This window comes from Leisingera sp., from assembly GCF_982940295.1.
Window position 1 is genome coordinate 14,508 of record NZ_CEYXRG010000003.1, and the last position, 16,532, is coordinate 31,039.

General features: G+C 63.3%; 14 protein-coding genes. 1 reads left to right on the forward strand and 13 read right to left on the reverse strand.

Annotation, left to right across the window (positions count from 1 at the left end; all coding sequences use genetic code 11):
• Positions 1–116: 116 nt before the first annotated feature.
• The 4 genes from recG to sciP form a co-directional block, all read right to left on the reverse strand.
• A complete protein-coding gene (recG, locus tag AC4HIX_RS03385) occupies positions 117–2,207 on the reverse strand; it encodes an ATP-dependent DNA helicase RecG (RefSeq protein WP_490397893.1) in 2,091 nt (696 codons plus the stop codon).
• Complete coding sequence (gene ligA / locus AC4HIX_RS03390; RefSeq protein ID WP_490398092.1) at positions 2,204–4,399, reverse strand: NAD-dependent DNA ligase LigA; 2,196 nt, start codon at positions 4,397–4,399, stop codon at positions 2,204–2,206. Before ligA ends, recG begins: the two co-directional genes overlap by 4 nt.
• A 217-nt stretch (positions 4,400–4,616) precedes the next feature.
• Positions 4,617–5,336, reverse strand: a complete 720-nt coding sequence (gene ctrA, locus AC4HIX_RS03395; protein WP_008556381.1) for a response regulator transcription factor CtrA — start codon at positions 5,334–5,336, stop codon at positions 4,617–4,619.
• Positions 5,337–5,453: 117 nt separating this feature from the next.
• Positions 5,454–5,741, reverse strand: a complete 288-nt coding sequence (gene sciP / locus AC4HIX_RS03400; RefSeq protein WP_008557698.1) for a CtrA inhibitor SciP — start codon at positions 5,739–5,741, stop codon at positions 5,454–5,456.
• Positions 5,742–5,889: 148 nt separating this feature from the next.
• On the opposite strand from sciP, the gene mnmA reads away from it, so the two are divergent.
• Positions 5,890–7,035: a tRNA 2-thiouridine(34) synthase MnmA gene (gene mnmA / locus AC4HIX_RS03405; RefSeq protein ID WP_490397894.1), complete on the forward strand. Its 1,146-nt coding sequence runs from the start codon at positions 5,890–5,892 to the stop codon at positions 7,033–7,035.
• A gap of 266 nt (positions 7,036–7,301) precedes the next feature.
• On the opposite strand, the gene lpxB is transcribed toward mnmA, so the two are convergent.
• From lpxB to dxr, 9 genes are all read right to left on the reverse strand, one after another.
• A complete protein-coding gene (gene lpxB, locus AC4HIX_RS03410; protein ID WP_490397895.1) occupies positions 7,302–8,468 on the reverse strand; it encodes a lipid-A-disaccharide synthase in 1,167 nt (388 codons plus the stop codon).
• Positions 8,465–9,253, reverse strand: a complete 789-nt coding sequence (locus tag AC4HIX_RS03415; protein WP_490397896.1) for an LpxI family protein — start codon at positions 9,251–9,253, stop codon at positions 8,465–8,467. The genes lpxB and AC4HIX_RS03415 overlap by 4 nt, the downstream gene beginning before the upstream one ends.
• Before the next feature lie 4 nt (positions 9,254–9,257).
• On the reverse strand, positions 9,258–10,043 hold the full coding sequence (gene lpxA / locus AC4HIX_RS03420; protein ID WP_490397897.1) for an acyl-ACP--UDP-N-acetylglucosamine O-acyltransferase: 786 nt from the start codon (positions 10,041–10,043) through the stop codon (positions 9,258–9,260).
• 2 nt (positions 10,044–10,045) lie between these two features.
• On the reverse strand, positions 10,046–10,513 hold the full coding sequence (gene fabZ, locus AC4HIX_RS03425; RefSeq protein WP_475052372.1) for a 3-hydroxyacyl-ACP dehydratase FabZ: 468 nt from the start codon (positions 10,511–10,513) through the stop codon (positions 10,046–10,048).
• 74 nt (positions 10,514–10,587) lie between these two features.
• Positions 10,588–11,157 carry an OmpH/Skp family outer membrane protein gene (locus tag AC4HIX_RS03430; protein ID WP_490397898.1) on the reverse strand — a complete coding sequence of 190 codons (570 nt, stop codon included), beginning with the start codon at positions 11,155–11,157 and terminating at the stop codon, positions 10,588–10,590.
• 49 nt (positions 11,158–11,206) lie between these two features.
• A complete protein-coding gene (gene bamA, locus AC4HIX_RS03435) occupies positions 11,207–13,609 on the reverse strand; it encodes an outer membrane protein assembly factor BamA (protein ID WP_490397899.1) in 2,403 nt (800 codons plus the stop codon).
• Between the two features lie 127 nt (positions 13,610–13,736).
• Positions 13,737–13,862, reverse strand: coding sequence for a hypothetical protein (locus tag AC4HIX_RS03440; protein WP_475052376.1), 126 nt, complete (start codon positions 13,860–13,862; stop codon positions 13,737–13,739).
• A gap of 139 nt (positions 13,863–14,001) precedes the next feature.
• Positions 14,002–15,351 (reverse strand): RIP metalloprotease RseP, encoded by a 1,350-nt coding sequence (gene rseP / locus AC4HIX_RS03445; RefSeq protein WP_490397900.1) that lies wholly within the window; start codon positions 15,349–15,351, stop codon positions 14,002–14,004.
• 4 nt (positions 15,352–15,355) lie between these two features.
• Positions 15,356–16,528 (reverse strand): 1-deoxy-D-xylulose-5-phosphate reductoisomerase, encoded by a 1,173-nt coding sequence (dxr, locus tag AC4HIX_RS03450; protein WP_490397901.1) that lies wholly within the window; start codon positions 16,526–16,528, stop codon positions 15,356–15,358.
• Between the last annotated feature and the right edge of the window lie 4 nt (positions 16,529–16,532).

Here is a 16,532-nt window from a genome sequence, read left to right on the forward strand (position 1 = left end):
CTTTGGCAAATTTGTTGCCCCTTTGTTCTCATTTTTACCGGCACCTGTAAAGAACTTTTTGAGAACATTTGCGAACAGAGTGGAACATCAACCGGGAACACGCGCCGGAACGCTGGTTAACCCACTGAAATCAAACGGATTGCCTGATCCTGCTTCATCAGCCATAACAGCACCCGCGCTGCCTTGCCGCGGGCGCTCTCGAGCTTGGGGTCCGCCGCCAGCAGCGCGCGCGCATCGCTTTGCGCCACCGCCATCAGCCCGGCCTGGCGCTCCAGGTCGGCAATCCGGAACCGCGGCAGCCCGGATTGCGCGGTGCCGATCATGTCGCCCGCGCCGCGCATCTGCAGATCTGTTTCCGAGATCCGGAAGCCGTCCTCGGTCTCACGCAAAACCTCCAGCCGCTTGCGCCCGCCTTCGGTCAGCGGCGGCTGGTACATCAGCAGGCAGGTCGACTCGGCGCTGCCGCGCCCAACCCGGCCGCGCAGCTGGTGCAGCTGCGCCAGGCCAAAGATCTCCGCCCGTTCAATCACCATGATAGAAGCATTGGGCACGTTTACCCCGACCTCGATCACCGTGGTGGCCACCAGAACCTTGGTCTTGCCCTCTTGGAACGCCGCCATCGCGGCATCCTTTTCCGCGGGCGGCATCTGGCCGTGGACCAGACCCGCGATCCCCTCACCCAAGACAGCGCGAAGATGCTTGAAACGCTCCTCCGCCGCTGTCAGGTCGCTCAGCTCCGACTCATCGACCAGCGGGCAGACCCAATAGCACTGCCGTCCCTCCGCGATGGCCTTGCGCAGGTGGTCGACCACCTCCTGCATCCGTTCGGTGCTGATGACCGCAGTCTTGACCGGTTTGCGCCCGGGCGGTTTCTCATCCAGCACCGAGACATCCATGTCACCGTATTGCGCCAACGCCAGCGAGCGCGGGATCGGTGTTGCAGTCATCACCAGCACATCGGCGCCCTTGCCTTTTTCCGCCAGCTCCATCCGCTGGCGCACGCCAAAGCGGTGCTGTTCATCGACAATCGCGAGCCGCAGGTCCCGGAATTCAACATCCTGCTGGAACACCGCATGGGTGCCGACCAGAACATGAATATCACCGCGCTTTAGCGCAGCCAGCTTGGCCTTTCGCTCAGCCCCCTTGTCGCGGCCTGTTAGGATCTCGATCACCACCCCGGCCTCTTCGGCAAGCGGTGCGAGCCCCTCCATGTGCTGCTGTGCAAGAATGCCGGTCGGGGCCATCATCACCCCCTGCCCGCCCGCTTCAACTGCGACCAGCAAGGCCATGAAAGCAACCAGGGTTTTCCCTGCGCCCACATCGCCTTGCAGCAGCCGGTTCATGCGCTTGGGCGAGGCCATGTCGGCGGAGATTTCCTCGATCGCCCGGGCCTGGGCGTTAGTGGGCTTATACGGCAGCGTCTTCAAAACACGCGACTGCAGGCGGCCGGTCGCATGGCTTTCGATGCCCCGGGCCTTGCGCTCAGTTTGCCGCGCCAGCGCCAGGGTCAGCTGATGCGAAAACAGCTCATCATAGGCCAGACGCGCCCGGGCCGGCGCCTGCGGGCTCAGGTCATCCAGGCCTTGCGGCGCGTGAGAGGATTGCAGCGCCTCGTGCCAGGCAGGCCAGTTCTCCTTCAGCATCTGCGCCGGGTCGATCCACTCATCCAGCTCAGGCATCCGCGACAGCGCGCTTTGCGCCGCCTTGTACATGGTTTTCTGCGTGACCCCATGGGTCAGGCTGTAGACCGGCTCATACTCCGGTATCTCATGCGCCTCTTCCACCGGCAGCATGTGATCGGGGTGGACCATCTGCGCCAGGCCGTCAAACAGCTCCAGCTTACCCGAGACCACGCGGCGCGATCCCTCCGGCAGCTGCGCCTCCAGATAGCGGCTGCGGCCATGGAAAAAGACCAGCTGGAACTCGGTCTCCGCGTCCTCCACGTGGATACGATAGGCGCCGCCCTTGTTGCGCGCGGGCCGGTGGCGGCCAACGGTCACCTCAACCGTCACCGTTGCGGGCAAGTCCACACCGCGAATAGTCTCGCGCCGCCGGCGGTCGACCACAGAATAAGGCAGGGAAAACAACAGGTCGCGCGGCGTTTCTATATCAATCTGGAGAAGGTTCTGCGCGGTTTTCGGGCCGACACCCTGCAAGGTCTCGGCGCCCGCAAACAGCGGAAACAGGATCTCCGGACGCCCGCTCATGCCCCTGCAATCAGCTCCAGCCAGCCGTCTTCGTCCAAGGTTTGGATACCCAGCTCCGCGGCCTTCTTGGCCTTGGAGCCTGCGCCGGGGCCAGCCACCAGAATGTCGGTCTTCTTGGAAACGGAGCCGGAGACCTTGGCCCCCAGTGCCTCTGCCCGTGCCTTGGCCTCGGCGCGGGTCATCTTCTCCAGCGTGCCGGTGAAGACGACGGTCTTGCCCGCCACCGGGCTGTCCGCAGCCGGCGCATCGGGCGGCACGATGGTCAGTTTCGCCACCAGCCGGTCGATGGCAGCGCGCTCCTCCGGGTTGGCAAAGGCATCGGACAGGGACAGGCCCAGCACCGCGCCGATCCCGTCGACGCCGATCAGGTCGGCCCAGGCAGCCGAAGCCTCGGCCGGGACTTCGCAGGCAGCAATGGCAGCGGCCCGGGTTTCCGAGATCCGGGGCCGACGGCCTTCATCCGATGCGGCCTGTCGCTCGGCCTCCTCGGCTTCATCGGCGGCCCGGTGCGCCAGGGCGGCCGGGCGGGCCGCGTCAATTGCATCCGCCATACCCTGCCAGTCCCGATAGTGCAGCGCCAGATCGCGGCCGGCTACCTCACCTGCATGGCGGATGCCAAGGGCAAAGATCAGCTTGGCCAGCGGGATCGTTCGTTTTTCCTCGATTGCGGCAAAGAGGTTGTCGGCGGATTTCTCCCCCCAGCCCTCGCGGTTCTTCAGCTGCTGCAGGCCAGAGCCGTAATTTTCTTGCAGATCAAAGATATCCGCAGGTTCCTTGATCCAGCCATCGCTGTGGAACTGCTCAACCTGCTTGGCGCCCAAACCTTCGATATCAAAGGCCGCGCGGGAGACGAAATGCTTGAGCTTTTCCACCGCTTGCGCGGGGCAGATCAGCCCCCCGGAACAGCGGCGCACAGCATCGCCTTCTTCCCGTTCCGCCGGGCTGCCGCATTCCGGGCAGGAGTGCGGGAACAGATAGGGTTCGGCCCCCTCGGGCCGCTTGGACAGATCCACATCCGCCACTTTTGGAATCACGTCGCCCGCGCGGTAGATCTGCACCCAGTCGCCGATGCGGATGTCTTTGCCGCCGCGGATCTCCTCCCCCTTGGAATCCCGGCCCTGGATGTAATCCTCGTTGTGCAGCGTGGCATTGGACACCACCACGCCGCCAACCGTCACCGGAGTGAGCCGTGCGACCGGGCTGAGCGCGCCAGTGCGCCCCACCTGGATGTCGATGGCCTCCAGCCGGGTCCAGGCGAGTTCGGCCGGGAATTTATGCGCAATGGCCCAGCGGGGCGTGGTGGAGCGGAACCCCAACCGCCCCTGCAGCGCCAGATCGTTGACCTTGTAGACCACCCCGTCGATGTCATAACCCAGCGTGGCGCGCTGTTCCTCAATGCTGCGGTAGTGGTCAATCATCTCCGCAACGCTGGTGCAGAGACGGGTCAGCGGGTTGGTCTGGAACCCAAGCGACCGCAGCCGCGCGATCGCGTCCATCTGCGTCTCCGCCAAAGGCGCGCTCAGCTCACCCCAGCTATAGGCAAAGAAACGCAAAGGCCGGGCGCGGGTAATTTCGGCGTCCAGCTGCCGCAACGAACCGGCGGCGGCATTGCGCGGGTTGGCAAAGATCTTGCCGCCGCGCTCCGCATGGCGGGCGTTCAGTGCTTCGAAATCTGCGTGGCTCATATAGACTTCGCCCCGCACCTCCAGCACCTCCGGCGCGCCGTCCAGCTGCTGCGGAATATCGGCGATGGTCAGTGCATTGGCGGTCACGTTTTCGCCCACACTGCCATCGCCGCGGGTGGCGGCCTGAACCAGTTTGCCATGCTCGTACCGCAGAGACAGCGACAGACCGTCGATCTTGGGTTCGGCTGTGTAGCCTAGCGCGGCCTCCCCGCCCAGGCCCAGGTATTTGCGGATGCTTCGGTCGAAATCGGTGACGTCCTCATCCTCGAAAGCATTGCCCAGTGAAAGCATGCGAATCGCATGGGAAACTTTGCCAAAGCCGGGCGCAACCGGGCCACCAACGGACTCAAGTATCTTTTCAACTTGCGGTCTAAACTTGGGGAACGCTTCAACTAGCGTAAACAATCTGCGCTTTTCGCGATCGAAGGTACCGTCAGAGATTGCAGAAATGTCGAAGCCATGATGGAGGCGATCTGCTGACCAAATAAGAATCCTTAGTTCATTTATCTCTTCTTGAACTTCGCTCTCTGAGAGATCTGATACTGATTTTTCCACGCGCGGTCCCTCTTCGTTCTCACCCTTGGTGATAGGACGCCGCGCGCGCCGCGTCCAGCGCCTCTGTCAGGGGGCGATCACGCCGCTGGCAAAAATGAAAAGACCCGCCGCTTGGCAGGTCTTTGCAACCGGCGGCACGAGGTCAAGCGCCGCCCGGATCGTCACCCTTTCAGGCGCCGACCGCCATCCGCTGGCCGCCGGACATATGATCCTCCTGCGGATCACGCAGCACATAGCCGCGGCCCCAGACGGTTTCGATGTAATTCTCGCCGCCCGTCGCATTGCTGAGTTTCTTGCGCAACTTGCAGATGAAAACGTCGATGATCTTCAGTTCCGGTTCATCCATACCGCCGTAAAGGTGGTTCAGGAACATTTCCTTGGTCAGCGTGGTGCCCTTGCGAAGGGACAGCAGCTCCAGCATCTGGTATTCCTTGCCGGTCAGATGCACCGCCTTGCCATCGGCCTCAACCGTCTTGGCGTCCAGGTTGACCGAGATCTTGCCGGTCTTGATGATCGACTGCGAATGGCCCTTGGACCGGCGGATGATCGCATGGATCCGCGCCACCAGTTCCTCACGGTGGAAGGGCTTGGTCAGGTAGTCATCCGCACCAAAGCCGAACCCCTTGATTTTGTTGTCGGTGTCATCTGCCCCGGACAGGATCAGAATGGGTGTTTCAATGCGGGACATGCGCAGCTGGCGCAGCACCTCATGGCCGTTCATATCCGGCAGCCCCAGATCCAGCAGGATCAGGTCATAGTCGTAAAGCTTGGCCAGATCGATCCCTTCCTCGCCCAGATCCGTCGAATAGACGTTCAGGTTGGCGTGGGTCAGCATCAGCTCGATGCTTTTCGCTGTGGTCGGATCATCCTCAACCAAAAGAATGCGCATATTTTATTCTCCGCCTGTACACTGTTTCCCTCAGGTCCCGTTAACCTTGGTGGAAAAAAGTTAATGCCCCGTTACCATGATGGTTAATTTACGAATGCAACTCAAGGGCGGCTCATACTATTTTGCATCCGGGTTACGGAATTTCTTCAGCCTTGTGGTTTTCAGCGCTTCTTCACCATGGTCGGCCACGGCGGCGACCCAGCTGCGGAACTCTTCCTCGCTAAGGCCGTAACGGCGCATTGCTTCGGTCTGCGGCAGCAGCCCGTAGAGCACGCCGCGCACAACCGCAGCCTTGCGCGAGGCCACCCAGCGCTTGGTGGTTTCCGGCGGCAAATCCGCCCGGGTCATAATGGTTCCGTCCGGCAGGGTAACGGCCCGCGGGCCGTCGACTTTCTTCAAAAACATCCGTCTTCCCTTTGAAGATCTTTTTCGTTGGGGTCCGGCAGAAGAATTTCCGAACAGGCTTAACGGCGCGTGAACCACCCCCCTTGAGAGTCGTTAGGATTTTCCTATATTCTGCGGCGCCTGCCCCCTTGCCTTCAGGAGCTGCCCCATGGCGCTGGACCACAACACCACCTTGAACTCGCTTGGCTTTGCCAAACCTCCCTCGGAAACCCGGGTGGTTGTGGCCATGTCCGGTGGCGTCGATAGCTCTGTTGTCGCTGCATACCTGGCCGATCAAGGCTATGACGTGGTCGGCGTGACGCTGCAGCTCTATGATCACGGCGCGGCTCTGGCCAAGAAGGGCGCCTGCTGCGCGGGAATCGATATTCATGACGCGCGCCGTGTGGCAGAGGAGCGCGGCTTCCCGCATTACGTCCTGGATTATGAGAACATTTTTAAAGATGCGGTGATTGACGAGTTCGCCGACAGCTATCTGGCGGGCGCAACTCCGGTGCCCTGCATCCGCTGCAACGAGCGGGTGAAGTTCAAGGACCTGCTGGAGACCGCCAAGGATCTGGAGGCCGACTGCATGGCCACCGGCCACTATATCCAGCGCAAAATGGGCGCAAACGGGCCGGAGCTGCACAGCGCCGAGGATGCCAACCGCGACCAGAGCTATTTCCTGTTCTCCACCACACCGGAGCAGCTGGACTACCTGCGTTTCCCTCTGGGCCACTTGCCGTCCAAGGACGCCACCCGCGAAATGGCAGCCCAGTACGGGCTGGCGGTGGCGGACAAGCCCGACAGCCAGGACATCTGTTTTGTGCCCGATGGCAACTATGCCAGCGTGATCGAGAAACTGCGTCCCGGCGCAGCAGAGCCGGGCGAGATCGTGCATTCCGACGGCCGGGTTCTGGGCAGCCACGAAGGCGTGATTCACTACACCATCGGCCAGCGCCGCGGCCTTGGCATCGGCGGGCTGTCAGAGCCGCTGTATGTGGTGAAGCTGGATGTGGACAAGAAGCAGGTCGTCGTTGGCCCCAAGGAATTGCTGGCGACCCGCACCATCCCGGTGCGCGAGATCAACTGGCTGGGCGATGAGCCGTTCACCAGCCGCGACGAATGGCATCTGAAGGTCAAGGTCCGCTCCACCCGCCCCCCGCGCGAGGCGATCATCCGGCCGCTCAGCGACACCACCGCCGAGGTGGAATTGCTGACCCCTGAGGAAGGCGTCTCCCCCGGCCAGGCCTGCGTGTTCTACGCCACCGAGGGCAGCCGGATCTTCGGCGGCGGCTGGATCTGGCGCGGCTACTGAGGCACGGCGCTCTGTCAAGGAAGGCGCAGCCTCCGCGCGGCACGCGCGGCTTGTCCTTTTCAGAGCATGCCAAACGAAAATTGTACATGCGCCTGAGGGCAGTCCTGCCCTCAGGCGCTTCTCAGCAAAAAAAGATCCAGCGTTTCAAGTTTTCACATCGCCCAGCGTTCAGCGCCTCCACGACGGCAAGCTCCGCGCGGGTGCGCAAGCGCCAGCGCCACCAGAAGCCGCGCGCCGGAGGCTCCAGCCTCCGGCGCGCTTGCGTCTTAACTCCCGGGCAAACGGTCCAGCACCGCGCGGGCGGCCCGCAGCCCGGGCGCTTCGCCGCCCTCGCCCAGCCGTTTCATGGTCAGCTGCATGGCCTCCAATTGCGCCCCAGGGTCCGCGGCCAGCGCCGCCAGCTGCCTGGCAATCTTCTCAGGCGTGCAGTCGGGCCCCAGGCATTCCGGCACCACACGGGTCTCGCTCACGAGATTGACCAGCGTCACCGTGTCGATCAGCGCCAAGCGCTTCATGATCTGCCAGGTCAGCCACTGGAACTTGTAAGCGATGACCATCGGGGTGCCGGCGGCGGCCAGCTCCAGCGAGACGGTGCCGGAGGCGGCCAGCGCAAGATCCGCCGCGGCAAAGGCCGCGCGTTTGTGTGCCTTGGCGGTGGCAGCCTCAAACCGGTTCGGATCGACCAGCACCGTGCCTGCGGGCCAGCTTTTCAGCGCCTCCTGCACCAGCCCGGCCACCGGCGCGGCGGCGGGCACGACGATACGGTACTCCGGGTGCTGCGCCGTGAAGCGGTGCAATGCGCCGCCGAAATCCGGCGCCAGCCGCGCAACTTCGGAGCGCCGCGAGCCGGGCAGAGCCAGCACAAACGGCGAATCGCCCAGATCGAATTCTTCCCGGAATGCAGAGATCTCCGCATCCGTGGCCTGCGGTTCGGCCACCACCGGATGGCCAACGAAATCGCAGTCCATCCCTGCGGCTTCCATGTAAGGCGGCTCAAACGGCAAGAGCGCCAGCACGTGGTCAATCACTTCCGCCATCTTCACGGCCCGTTTTGGCCGCCAGGCCCAGACCGAGGGTGCCACATAATGGACGGTGCGGATGCTGCTTTGTTCCTTGACCAGCCGCGCCACGCGCAAGGAAAAGTCCGGGCTGTCGATGGTGATCAGAACATCCGGGCGGGTCTCCAGCACCGCGTCAGCAGTTTCCCGGATCCGGCGCTTCAGATGGCGGTACTTGGGCAGCACCTCCGCCAGCCCCATCACCGACAGCTCATCCATCGGAAACCGCGAAACCAGCCCCTGCTCCGCCATCAGCGCGCCGCCGATGCCATCGAAGCTGACGCCAGGTGCCAGCTGTTTCAGCCCTGCCATCAGCGCCCCGCCCAGCCGGTCGCCCGAAGGCTCACCGGCCAGGATGAACACCCGAAGGCTCATGCCTCACGCAGCCACAGGAACAGGCCCAGCCGGTCACAGGCCGCAACCACCGCGTCCTGGTCCAGCACGATGACGCCGCCCGCCTCCAGCACGATGCCTGAGAGACCGGCCTTCGCAGCAGCCTCAACTGTTTCCACCCCGATCGTCGGCAGGTCAGCGCGGCGGTCCTGCGCGGGCTTGGGTGCCTTGAACAGCAGCCCGCCCTGCCCGTCCGGGCGATCCGCCAGCGCGGACAGCATCCAGTCGGTGCCAAAGACATTCTCCACCGCGATGGCCTGCCGCTTGCGCACGGCACAGGACTGGCCGATGTCGGCAGCGGACATGGCAGCGACGATCTCTGCGCCGCGCTCCGCATCCGTCTTGTCCAGCTCGCCCGGCTGCACCTTGGTCGGCACGCCTGCGGCCATCAGCAGATCCGGGGCAACCTCATGCGCGGCGAGCACATCGAAACCGGCCTGCTCGAAAATCCCGATGATCGCCCGCAGCGCGCCGTCATCGCCGGCGGCAAGCGCACCCTGCAGTACCGGCACCAGCGGCAGTGTGGCCGCATCAATCGCCGAGGGGTCGATATTCGGACGCTGCACCGCGCCTGCCATGCAGATTTCGGTGACCTCTGCGGCCTTCAGCCTTTCGAGAAAGGAGCCAAGCTGTTCGAACCGGAACGTGATTTCGGGATCCACCGCATCCGGTTCCGACCCCTCCATGGCACAGATCAGCGGACGGCCCACAGCGCGGGAGGCCACCTCAGCAGGCAAGCCGCCGGTGCCTGCAATCAAAGCCAGCATGGCATCAGCCCCCCGGTGTCAGGAAGGAGCGGTCGCTTTCACCGGTGATGAAGGCAACGATCTCCTGCACGTATTCGCTGTCGGTCTCCCCCCCCAGCCGCTTGGCGCGTTCCTGGAAGGTGCCTTCGCCCTGCGCCAGCATCTGGAAGGCCGCCCGCAAGGCGGTGATGTCGCTGCGGGCCACGCCACGGCGTTTGAGGCCGACCAGGTTGAGGCCGTCCAGCTCGCCACGCTGCGCCTGCACCAGGCCATAGGGGATCACGTCGTTGGTCACCATGGTGACCGCGCCGATGATCGCTCCCTTGCCGATCCGCACCCACTGGTGGATACCGGACAGGCCGCCGATGATGACGTCATCTTCCAGCACGCAGTGACCCGCCACCGCGGCAGAGTTCACCACGATCACCCGGTCACCGACCTGGGCATCATGGGCAATGTGGCAGCCTGCCATGAACAGGCCGTCGTCGCCGATTTTGGTCAGCCCGCCGCCGCCCTCGGTGCCGGCATTCACCGTCACATGCTCGCGGATACGGTTGCGCTTGCCGATCACGGTCCGGCACTTCTCGCCCTTGAACTTGAGGTCCTGCGGGATCTCGCCCAGCACGGCAAAGGGAAAGACGACCGTCTCGTCCCCGATTTCGGTGTCGCCGGTGACGACAACGTGGGACTTCAGAACAACCCGGTCCCCCAGCACCACGTCGGGGCCAACCACGCAGAACGGGCCGATTTCGCAGTCCTTTCCAAGTTTGGCGCCCTTTTCGATCACGGCACTGGAGTGAATCCGGCTCATGTTCATCCGTCCTTCTGCACGTCGACCATGGCCGAGAATTCGGCCTCTGCCGCCACTTCGCCATCGACGGTGGCGCGGCCGGTGAATTTGAAGATCTTGCCGCCGGGTTTGCCGCGCAGGGTCTCCACATGCATTTCCAGCACATCGCCCGGCACCACCTTGCGGCGGAATTTGCACTTGTCGATGTTCATGAAGTAGATCAGCAGATTGGTGTCGACCATATCCATGCCGACCCCCAGCATCACGCCTGCGGTCTGCGCCATCGCCTCGACGATGGTCACGCCCGGCATGATCGGGGTGCCCGGGAAATGGCCCTGGAAGTGCGGCTCGTTCATGGTGACATTCTTGATGCCGCGCGCCGATTTGTAGCTGTCGATATCGACCACCTTGTCGACCAGCAGGAACGGGTAGCGGTGCGGCAGGATCCGCTGGATCAGGTGAATGTCAGCGCTTTGCAGCTCGGTGGTCATGGTTGGTTTCCCATTTCTTCAAATGTGCTGCGCCGTCCCTAGCAAGCAGGCGGCGTTTGGGCAAGTTCGCCGGATCAGCGATCGCCATCCTCTTGCGCGGCGCCGTCCCCCAGCACCGCGTCAACCCGGGCGATGGCCAGACTGGTGATGTCGGCGGCATCCGCGCTCAGAAAGACCGAGGAATGATCAAGGATCGCGCCCGCGCCGGTTTCCCGCAGGATCTGCTGCAGCACCGGCAGCGAGGCGTTGATGAATTCGCGCCGGGCCTCTTCACCCATCTGGTTGATTTCGCGCAGCTTTTGCTCCTGACGGCGGCGGGTGTCCTGCACTTTCTGGTCAAAGGCATCGGCCAGAGCGCGGAACGCTTCCGGCTCCATCCCGCTGCGGCGCTCCGTCAGTTCCAGCTCTTCGCTGCGCAGTTCGGCCTCGATGCGGCGGTTTTCCGCGGTCAGCACCGCGCCCTCCGCCTCCATTTCCCGCTCAACCCGCTTGCCAAAGGCGCTTTCGGAGAACAGCCGCTCCGGCTGGATGGTGAGGATGCCGCTTTGCGGCAGCCCCAGCTGGTAGCCGCGCCCCGAACCCGGCGCCGGCTGCACCGTGTCCTGCGCCAGAACGGAAACAGGCCCGAAACAGGCCAGCGCCACGGCAAGACCGCGCGCCGCCCAACAGCCGGGAGCCTGCTGCCGCACCAGATCAGAACCTCGCCTGCAGGGTCAGGTCAAAGGGTTGCTCCTCGTCGAAGTCCTCTTTCTTGAGAGCTTTGGAGAAGTTGAACCGCAGCGGGCCAAAGCCCGTGGTCCACAAGAGCGAGAAGCCGACTACGTGACGGAAGGACCTGTCACGCCCCACGATGCCGTTGCCGGAGTTAAAACCTGCGGTGTTGACGTTCTGCAGCCCCCAGAGGCCGCCGACATCATAGAACAATGCGCCGCGCAGCCCCAGTTCTTCCGGCAGGCCGAGCGGGAACTCCGCATCAAAGCGCGCAACCGCATAATAGTTACCGCCGAGGAAATCATTATAAAATCCGCCATTCGGATTTCCGTTATTCTGATCCCGCGGCCCGATACCGCCGGGCTCAAAGCCCCGGATGACAGAGGGGGTCAGAACGAAGCGGTCGATCGTGCGGCTGTTGCCGCCGCCTTCCCATTGGAACGCCCCTGCTTCCAGGGTCGCGCGCAGGGTGACCTCCTCATTCCAGATGCGGCGCTGCGCAACAAGTTTGGTGGTTGCCTTGATGTATTCGGAATCACCGCCCAGCCCGGCATAATCAGCTCCGATTTCGACCAGAAAACCTGCGTTGGGGTCGAGCCCGGTCAGACGGCTGTCGTACCTGTAAGTGACACCGAGGGCGCTGGATGTAAGCTCACCCTGCCTGATTTCGCTTTGGATAACCGGACCCGCCAGATTCTGGTTGGTGTCATCATCATCAAACTGCATCTCGTCCGCGTCCCAGGTGTAGCGGACCTGCAGCGACGAATCCTCGCCTGTGTTGAATGTCAGCGCCGGACGGAAGAAGACGCGTTTGGTTTTATACTCCGAGAAGCTGGAGTCCGTTTCGTTCAGACCAAGGTCCAGATCGAACTTCAGCTCCCGTCCCAGCAGGAACGGTTCGGTGAAGCCAAGGACGTATGAATCCGACTCCGTCGCCGTGGCGATATTGAACGACAGCCGCTGGCCGCGGCCCAGGAAGTTGTTTTCGCTCAGACCAACACTGACACCGAAACCGTCGGTGACCGAGTATGCACCGCCGAGGTTCAATGAACCGGTCGGCTGCTCCTCGACGTCCACGTCGACAATGACCTGATCCGAAGAGCTGCCCTCGCGGGTTTCCACATCAGCGTTGGCGAAGAAGCCCAAGGCCCGGATCCGTTCGGCGCTGTTGCGGATCGAACGCGGGTTGAACGGGTCGCCTTCGACAGAGCGGAACTGCTGGCGGATCACCCGGTCCAGAGTGGTGGTGTTGCCCTCGATGTCGATCCGCTCGACAAACACCCGCGGACCGCGCGTCAGCACGAATTCGATATCCAGTGTCAGGTCCCGGTCGTTGCGGGTGACGCGCGGCTCGACCCGCAGAAAGTCGATTTCGTTGCGGACGGCCAGCCCCTCCATCCGGTCAATCGCGTTCTCGACCAGCGTCGGGGAATAGACCACTCCGGGGCGGATCTTCAGTGTGGAACTGAACAGGTCGGCGTCAGCTTCCGGCATTTCACTGGTCACCGAAATGTTGCCGAACCGGAACTGCTGGCCCTCGGTCACATCCACAACCAGGAAAACGGCGTCACGTTCCTGGGTGACTTCGGCATTGGCGCTGTTGACCCGGAAATCCACATAGCCGCGCGACAGGTAGAAGTCCCTCAGCACCTGCTTGTCGAACTCCAGACGGTCTTCGATCAGGGTGTCCGAGCGGATGAAAGTGCGCAGCAGACCGGCCTGCTTGGTTTCCAGAACCCGCCGCAGGCGGCGGTCGGAATAGACCCGGTTGCCGGTGAATGACACGCGCTCAACTTCGATGGTGTCGCCTTCGGAAATCTCGAAGACCAGATCGACGCGATTGTTGGTGCGGCGGATGATACGCGGGGTCACGCGGGAGGCCAGACGGCCCTGAACGCTGTAGGCTTCTGCAATCAGCCCAGCGTCGCGCTCAGCCTGCGTGGGGCTGAAGACCCGGCGCGGTGCGGACTCGATGATGTCGCTCAGCGCGTCGTCCTTAAGGCGGCGGTTGCCCTCGAAACTGATTTGATTGATGGTCGGAAACTCGGTGACCTTGATCACCAGAGTGTTGCCGCGCGGCACGATTTCGACTGTTTCAAATACGCCACTGTCAAGAATACGCTGATAGGCGTCGTTCAGCTCGCCCGCGCTGACTGTCTGGCCGCGTTCGATGCCGGTATAGGCGACGACAGTGGACGTCTGAATCCGCTGGTTGCCCTCAACCTGAACCGAGGTGAAGCGGTAGCTTTGCGCCTCCGCCGGCAGCGGCGACAACGCGTAACCCAGCGCAACTGCCAAAGAAATGGCAGAAACTTTACGGTACAATATATTGATGCCCGACTTGCGCTCACTACAGGACTTGCCTGTAACTTTCCCCCAAACCATTTTTTCTGAACCCGATTATTATAGCAGCTTTGGCAAGTGCGTACCGGGTTTGAAAGCGGTTGTCAAAACCATCAAAGCGCATTCTGGCAGCATCCGGCGCGGCGGGCTTGCGCGCCGGTTGCGGGAATCACAAAGTAGCGAGCCAGGCACCTGCGGTCAGGGCGCCGAGAATGGCAAATCCGGTCAGCGCCCGGTCCCAGTTCAGCCGCATCAGCAGCCCGAGGCCGCGATAAGAGTGCGAGAGTGTCTGCATCGGTCATCCCCCTGTCCAAGTCCACCTGCCCGCGGTGCAGCGCTTTGGCAGCCGCCGCGGGTTGATGAAACGTTAACGGGGGAATGTGGCAGCAGTTGGGCGGCACCGTGGCCGCCCCTTGGCACTCCTGCCTGCCGGATCAGCAGAACAGGTCGTTGCCGATCGCGAACACCATCAGCGACAGCACGATGGCAATGCCGAGCGACATCAGCACCCGCACCGCCCGGTCGCTTGGCGGACGGCCCGCCACAGCCTCATAGGCGTAAAACATCAGGTGGCCGCCATCCAGCGCAGGCACCGGGAACAGGTTCAACAGCCCGACTGCGGTCGACAGCACAGCGATAAAGCGGATAAAGCTTTCCGCCCCCTGACTGGCCATCGCGCCGGAGGTTTCGGCGATGCCGATCGGCCCCGACAGGTTGCAGGTGCTGATGGCGCCGGTGATCATGTGCTTCAGACCTGACAGGGAAGTCTCGACCACTGCCCAGACCTGGTAGGCGCCAGCCGCCAGAGACTCGCCAAAGCCGGCCGAGTCGGTCGCAGGCTCAAACGCCAGCCCGCCGATGATGCCGATCCGCCAGCGGGTGGTAAAGCCGCCGTCCGGCAGCGGCTCATCCGTGCGGCGGGGCGCCAGGGCCATTTCGACACTTTCGCCGCCGCGCAGCACATCCAGCACCAGAACCTTGCCGTCTGCGGCTTCGACGTGCTCCTTCAGCTGGTCGAAGGACACCAGCGGCTTGCCGTCTACCGCGACGATCAGGTCTTCCGGCTGCAACCCGGCGTCCGATGCCGCGCTGCGCGGCACCACGCCGCGGACATAGGGCGGGTACAGATACGGACCGATGACGCTGAGCTCAGACCCGCCGCGGCGCACCTGGTACTCCAGCGGCTGCTGCTGCGGCAGTTCCTTGCGGAAATCTTCCCAGGCATCGGCATCCAGGTAGCTTGGCACCGCCAAGCCGCCTGCTGCAATCAGCTCATCCCCCTCTTGCAGCCCGCTTTCGACACCTGGCAGCGGCGCCATGTCCCCAACGGTCAGCGGATCACGCATCACCCCCTGCGACATGGCAACGGCGGCAAAGATGATTGCCGACATCACGAAGTTGAAGACCGGGCCGGCCGCGACGGTTGCCGAGCGGGCCCAAAGGGGGGCGCCATGCATGGTCCGGCGCAGGTGCTCCGGATCCTCCGCAGCCGCCTGCATAGCCTGCGCATCCTTGCCCGAGGCCGCATCGGCATCGCCAAGGAATTTCACGTAGCCGCCAAAGGGAAGCGCTGCGATCTGCCAGCGGGTGCCATGCTTGTCCACCCTGCTCCACAGCACCGGGCCGAAACCGATCGAGAACACTTCTGCGTGAATGCCCGACCAGCGGCCGACGATGTAGTGGCCGTATTCATGAACGGCCACAATCACCGACAGCGCGACGACAAAGCTGGCGATCGTATAAAGAAAACCGCCAAACTGCGGGACAAAAGCAAGTATGTCCAAAGATCTACCCTATGTGTTTTTCTGCGGCCCTGGCGGCCTCTTGACGTGCGAGATGGTCAACCCGGGTCACGTTATCAAGTGTCATTGCGGCATCGATGAGGCCGCTCTCCGCCGCAAACCGCTCCAGCACGGCCTCGGTTACCGCGGCCATTTCGGTAAAACGGATGCGGCCGGCAATGAACTCATCCAGCGCCTGCTCCTTGGCCGCGTTGAACGCCGCGCCCATCATACCGCCCCGCTCCATTACCTCATAGGCCAGCCGCAGCGCCGGATAGCGGGCGGGGTCAGGGGCGCGGAAATTCAGCTGGCCGATCCGGGCCAGGTCCAGCCGTTCAACCGGCAGATGCTGGCGGTCCGGCCAATGCAGCGCATAACCGATGGCATGCCGCATGTCCGCCGCCCCCAGATGCGCCATCAGCGCGCCGTCGTTGAAACCGACCAGAGCGTGAACCAGGGATTCGGGATGCACCAGCACCTCGATCTGATCCGGGCGCGCACCGAAGTATTCCCGGGTTTCAATGACTTCCAGCGCCTTATTGAACATCGACGCGCTGTCGATGGTGATCCGCTGCCCCATGTCCCAGTTGGGGTGCGAGGACGCCTGCGCCAGGGTCGCTTTAGGCAGATCCTCCAGCGGCCAGTCGCGGAACGCCCCGCCTGAGGCGGTGATGACAATCCGCTCGACCGCTTCGATGTCCTCGCCGACCAGTCCCTGGAACACCGCCGAATGCTCGCTGTCCACCGGCAGCAGCCGGGCGCCATGCTTTTCCGCTGTCTCCAGCAGCAGCCGGCCTGCGCAGACCAGCGACTCCTTGTTGGCCAGCGCCAGGGTTGTGCCGTGTTTCAGCGCCTCCAGTCCCGGAGCCAAACCAGCCGCGCCGACGATGGCCGACATGATCCAGTCTGCCGGGCGCGCGGCCGCCTCGACCAGGGCCGCCTGCCCTGCGGCTGCCTCTACGCCGGACCCTTCCAGCGCCGCGCGCAGATCGGGCAGACGGTCTTCATAAGCGGTGACAGCCACCTCAGCCCGCAGCGCGATGGCGTCCTCCGCCAGTTGCGCGATATTGGCGCCGCCGGTCAGGGCCACGACATCATAGGCTTCAGGCGCGCGCCGGATCAGGTCGATGGTGTTCTGCCCGATCGACCCGGTAGCGCCGAAAATCGAAACTTTCCGCATAGTT